Source organism: Paenibacillus agaridevorans (genome assembly GCF_003112455.1).
GTDB classification, from domain to species: domain Bacteria; phylum Bacillota; class Bacilli; order Paenibacillales; family Paenibacillaceae; genus Pristimantibacillus; species Pristimantibacillus agaridevorans.
Map to the genome: position 1 here is coordinate 1 of NZ_BDQX01000004.1, position 5,303 is coordinate 5,303.

The window sequence follows — 5,303 nt, forward strand, 5'->3', positions numbered from 1 at the left end:
CGCTAAGCGGTATAACCCCAAGGTTCCTTCTAAGATTAGCAGCAAAACGATCATGATAACTTTTTATTTCTGTCACATTGACGATGAGGGCACCAAACGCCTTTTTTCCACCAAACTGAGCATAGCTAGAAGTCAAAATCCAAAGTTCGCCATCCCGAACTTCTGCGAATCGGTAAGGAAACGTCTCATCACGGACGATTTCAAAGCCAAGCGCCTTGTAAAAAGCAACGCTTTCGTCAACGTTTTCACTGGGTAGCATAGGTTCAACGCTAACTGAGGACTGCTCCATTACGTATTTCCTCCTTTTGATTATCCATTTTTTGTTGAGTACACCTCAATGGTACTACATTAATGCAAATGCTAATCTTCAACTAAATATTATGAAATTCATAGTGGAATTTTTTTATTCGACCCGTCACGTTCATTTAATGTTTCTCTTTAATTTTTACTGTGATCACGAGTTAACAAGGGAGGACTATTATGTTTAAGTTTCATGGTTGGATTGTATTGAGATACCATATACTCGATTTTTATCGTTGACTTTCTGTGAACTTACCTGGCTCTTATGGGTTATTTGTTTTTAATTATCTTTTCTTTTTACTTCAACGGGATAACAACCTAAACTTGAAGTACAAAAAAGGAGGTTATCTGATGGTTGATGTTTTTGCTGTAGCTGACATTATTGTCAAACATATTAAGACCCATTACCCCCAAGATGTTGCCATTGTCGGATATTACGGATCATATTTGCAGGGTAGAGCGACTGAACGATCGGATTTGGATTTCTTCTTCATTCCGGCCACGGCCAGAGGAAGACAAGTAGAATGCCAATTTATAATCGACGGTATAAGTTTTGATTTCTGGCCAATCGGATGGGATCGCGCTGAGAGAATGGCAACATCTGAGGAGTGGAGCACGACGGTTATAGCAGACTGTGAGCTGTTATATGTCCGATCAGAAGATGATCTTGCGAGGTTCATGGAACTTCGTGAGATAATAACCAACATGGGCAGTGAATCCAAAGCACCTGATTTGATCAGCAAAGCCGAATCAGTATTAAAGGATTGCCTTATCAGCATGGCTAAAATGCGGCTTACCGAAAACTCCAAGGAGCTGTCCTATTATCGAACCCAGGCTCAAGAGATTGCGGTAGACATTTTTAAGTCTCTTGGATTCTTGAACCAAATCTATTATAAGCGCATGTGGGGCCACTATCGTGAGCAAGTTAGAAATCTCCCTATTAAGCCGGACCAACTAGATCAATACCTTGATACCATTATGTTCAGCCTTATTCCAGATGAAATTATGTCAGCGTGTGAGAAACTGACTGCAGATACACTTTGCCTTATATCGGAACGACTAAACAGTCAAGAAGAGTATCGATCTTATAAAGAGCGATTGAAGGGGTACTACGAAGAGGAAAGGGGGATGATGAACAAACTGTTAACCGCGTGCGAAAAAGGCCATTATGAAACAGCTTTCTTCGTTGCTATTGGTGTACAAGACGGGTTAGCCCGAATTTTGTACGCTGCAGAAAAAGGACGTTGGCCTGGTATTGTTGATTTGGGTGAGCATCGAGAGTTTTACCTTCGTTATGGGTATCCAGATCTTGTCGCGCTGTTGGATCCAACAGATTTTGAACCGTTAAGATTATCCGTTCTGCAGCTTATGGAAAAGTTAGAGAATCACCTAAGAACAGAAGGTGTATCTTTGAACCAGTTCGATTATGTTGCTGATTTCGAATCATTTTACATAAACAGAGTTTGATTACATTTCGATCAAACGGTGTTGTTATGTTACATAGATGTTCCGCTAAAGAGGAACTATAGCTCAACGATGACACGACGGCAGCGGCCAGCGATTGGCTGTCGTTGCTCGTTGAAGTAACGGGCAGTTATGCTCAACTAACTCCATGCCTAGTTATAGCTTCAGGCTATAGTAGAATATAGGAATTGGAAGTTACCTGTTAGCCAATCGACAATGCTATTATTACTAATAGATTATTGTAGACTGACTGCTTTGGAGGCTAAAAAGTATATGTTAAAAGAAAAAATATTGGGTAAAGAGGCTGGTATTTTAACATATGGTATGACGCCGCCTAAGTTAACTAATACCCCACATAAAATAGCAGAGATTTCACAGAAGCAAATTGAAAGAATAAACGATCTCGATATAGATGCATTAATTCTATATGATGTTCAGGAAGAAGCAGAACGAGTTGAAGAACAAAGACCATTTCCGTATTTGCCAACTATTGACCCTGAAATGTATAGTGATAGATATTTTAACCAATTGCGTGTTCCCCAAATTATATATCGTTGCGTGGGAAAATATAGTGAAGAACAGTTTGTGAATTGGGTAAAAGCAGACGCAGAAAGAGAAAGATATTCCGTATACGTAGGTGCTTCTTCGAGTAGGCAGGCGGTTAACTTAGATCTTTCAAAGGCTTCTAAATTAAGTAAGAGATTAAATAGCAAATTAACTTTTGGGGGAGTTATTATACCTGAAAGACATATGAAAAAGAATGACGAGCATATACGAGTTAGCAACAAGATCAAAAACGGATGTACCTTTTTCGTTTCACAGGCAACATATAATGTAGAGGCATCGAAAAATTTCTTATCGGATTACTTTTATTACTGTACAAATAACGGAATGGAAATGGTGCCCATTTTGTTCAATCTTGCACCTTGTGGCTCTGAAAAAACTTTGGAATTCATGAAATGGTTGGGAATCAGTATCCCATCATGGTTAGAAAATGACTTGAAATACTCAAATGATATACTGGAAAAATCAATAAGATTGTCTCAATCAATTTTTGAAGATATATTAGATTTTGCACTGGAAAAAGGAATCCCTGTTGGTTGCAGTGTTGAAAGCGTCTCAACTAGAAAATTAGAAATAGAGGCCTCAGTACAACTGGTTAGAGACATAAAATGCATGTTAGACAAGAAACTGAGAAGACAGCAATAAATTCACACCGATAAATGGATCAAACATTGTGCGGAGAACAAGAAATTGAACATTTATGCCTAGGAGATGCCGCGGGAACAAAACGGCAGTCCCATTAAGCTATTGGGCAGTTTAGCTCAATAATATTCATTGACAGGATTCCTTTGGGAATTATATGCTTGGTTCAAATAAATTACAGCTAAACACATTGATTGGGAGTAATAAGGGTCATCTATTGCTCAGAGAACTGTCGATAGGTGCGAGACAGTCTATAGTGCCCCCAACTCACCCATGAACGGTAAGACTGAAAGGTCTTAACGGTTAACCTCCGTAATTAGGTTCTAAGATGGTTCGTTATTGACTAAAATGAGATCAATAGTCATTTATTTCTCTTCTGTATACATTTACACAAAACTCGTATTTTGTACATATGTCTGTAAATTGAATCAACCCTTTGATATGACTGGTTTTGAATGGATTGTGTCACAATCAATCACTTGCTTTCAGCTTACTTTTTTCTTACCCTCTTTCTCGTTTTGTTTTTTATAGTCACTCAACCAAGAAGCCAAGATCAGTAATGATCTTGGCTGAACAGGAAATATGATATTAAGCCGGCGGAATACTTTGTGGATTATTAAACACATTTTTAGGATCGTATTTAGCTTTTGCTTTCCGCAATCTTGCATAGTTCTTGCCATAATAAACTGGGCCGGAACATTTAATACCTTGGTCTGGTACGTTAATATACGAACCTACAATGTAAGGCTGTAGCTTTTTCCTGGTGTTCCGAGCTAGGGCAATATTCCTAGCCGCATGAGATGGCTTCACCCACGAGCTGTTCCATTCTACATAATATTGCGGATCACGCCAGTAGAAGGCTGTAGCACGAGGAGTAATATTTTTTATAGCGCCACCCCAGTTAAGGAAGAAAAATCCAGCAGGTGTGCCTCCCTCCGCTTTTTCCAAAAACTCTCGCATAGGCTTAAACGCTTTATCAGGGAATGGCTTTCTGCCGAAGCCACTGGAGAACTGGTTGCTGAACTTTTGAGTCAAGATCGCATCGGGAGCTAACATATATTTAGTAGCTTCCAGGTAAGGAAGGTTCTTGATTTCTTTTGTTGGTGTCCCAAAACTAAGAATTGGCTTAAGGAAATGGAGAGCTGCCTTTTTCGATCCGAGGTATATGCCTAACATGCTGACATTACCGCCCTTTTTTGGACCAACAGACAATTCGCTGCCCAGCTTCGTACTTGTGAAAGGAGCCCAGCGTTGCCATGCTTTAACGATCTTCTCAAATTGGTTCCATGGCCAGGTGATAGTGAATACGGTAGCATTCTCTGGAGCGCGCCTTACTTTGAATTTATATTTGGTATATACGCCAAAGTTACCGCCGCCACCCCCACGGGAAGCCCATAGAAGATCGGAGTGACGTTTATTGCTGGCACGAAGAATTCTACCTTTTGCGTCAACCATTTCAAGCCCGATGAGATTATCGCTGATAAGGCCGATCGTCCGTTGGAGCGGCCCGATACCACCACCTGGCGTAATACCACCGATACCGACGGTAGGGCTGTCGCCAAACGGGGCCATATATCCTTGCCTCGCAAGCTTATCAACGATTCTTCCTACTCGGTTGCCCGTCCCAACAACTACGGTGCCGTATTTTTTGTCCAGTTTAATGGACTTAAGTTCGCTTGTATCGATTACGATACCACCATTAACCTGCGAAAGGTTAGTTTCCAAGGCATGCCGTCCGCTTCTTGGTCGTATAGGAACATTATTTTTACGGGCCCATCTTATAGCGTTCGCTACATCCTGCGTTTTCTTTGCAAAAACAAAAACTTTAGGACATCTGTCCGTATGAGGATCCCAGTTCTTTCGAGCTGCGTTATAACCAGGATCTCCTTTGAATACTACTCGCCCAGTAAGCTTAGTTTTTGAATTCACTTATCCAACTCCCTATGGGTGAATGATATACTTTTTTGAAAATTAGGCATTCCCATATAACGTATGAAGAAAGACTTAACCCGGTATGGGCTGGTGCTGATAACGGTTTTATATAGTAAAAAGCCGCTATCAAAATTGATAACGCCATTACCATTTCACATCTATTTGGTTGCTTTGATTACTGCTGATTGGATATAGTTAGCTATGTTTTGGCCTGGCACCCAGTCCGTAATAAAATCCCGAGACTCAACTTTAGACTCAACAATAATATTTGTCCATAGCATTTTTTTTATTGAATCATATATTAGTGTATGAACACTTGTCTTAATTGAAAATGGAAGGAGGGATTTTATTGAGCCACAATCATAATATTTTATCAACTGGTGTGTTACGAAGACACTCGA

Annotated in this window: 4 protein-coding genes and 1 pseudogene; 2 read left to right on the forward strand and 3 right to left on the reverse strand. The window is 40.1% G+C overall.

Translation table 11 applies throughout. The annotated features are described in order from the left end of the window. Positions 1–289, reverse strand: a 289-nt coding sequence (locus PAT3040_RS00030) for a DUF8817 family protein (RefSeq protein ID WP_219930215.1), incomplete at its 3' end; no start/stop codon positions are given. A gap of 362 nt (positions 290–651) precedes the next feature. Here PAT3040_RS00030 and PAT3040_RS00035 point away from each other — a divergent pair. Then, positions 652–1,767 (forward strand): kanamycin nucleotidyltransferase C-terminal domain-containing protein, encoded by a 1,116-nt coding sequence (locus PAT3040_RS00035; protein WP_108991008.1) that lies wholly within the window; start codon positions 652–654, stop codon positions 1,765–1,767. A 270-nt stretch (positions 1,768–2,037) separates the two neighbouring features. Then, the gene (locus PAT3040_RS00040; protein ID WP_108991009.1) at positions 2,038–2,973 is read left to right on the forward strand and encodes a methylenetetrahydrofolate reductase; all 936 of its coding nucleotides are present in this window, start codon (positions 2,038–2,040) and stop codon (positions 2,971–2,973) included. A 585-nt stretch (positions 2,974–3,558) separates the two neighbouring features. Here the strand turns inward: PAT3040_RS00040 and PAT3040_RS00045 are convergent. Continuing rightward, entirely contained in the window at positions 3,559–4,899 is a 1,341-nt protein-coding gene (locus tag PAT3040_RS00045; RefSeq protein WP_108991010.1) for an FAD-binding oxidoreductase, read from the reverse strand. Between the two features lie 161 nt (positions 4,900–5,060). Then, positions 5,061–5,303: pseudogene (locus PAT3040_RS37870) on the reverse strand (hypothetical protein); the annotation flags it as partial.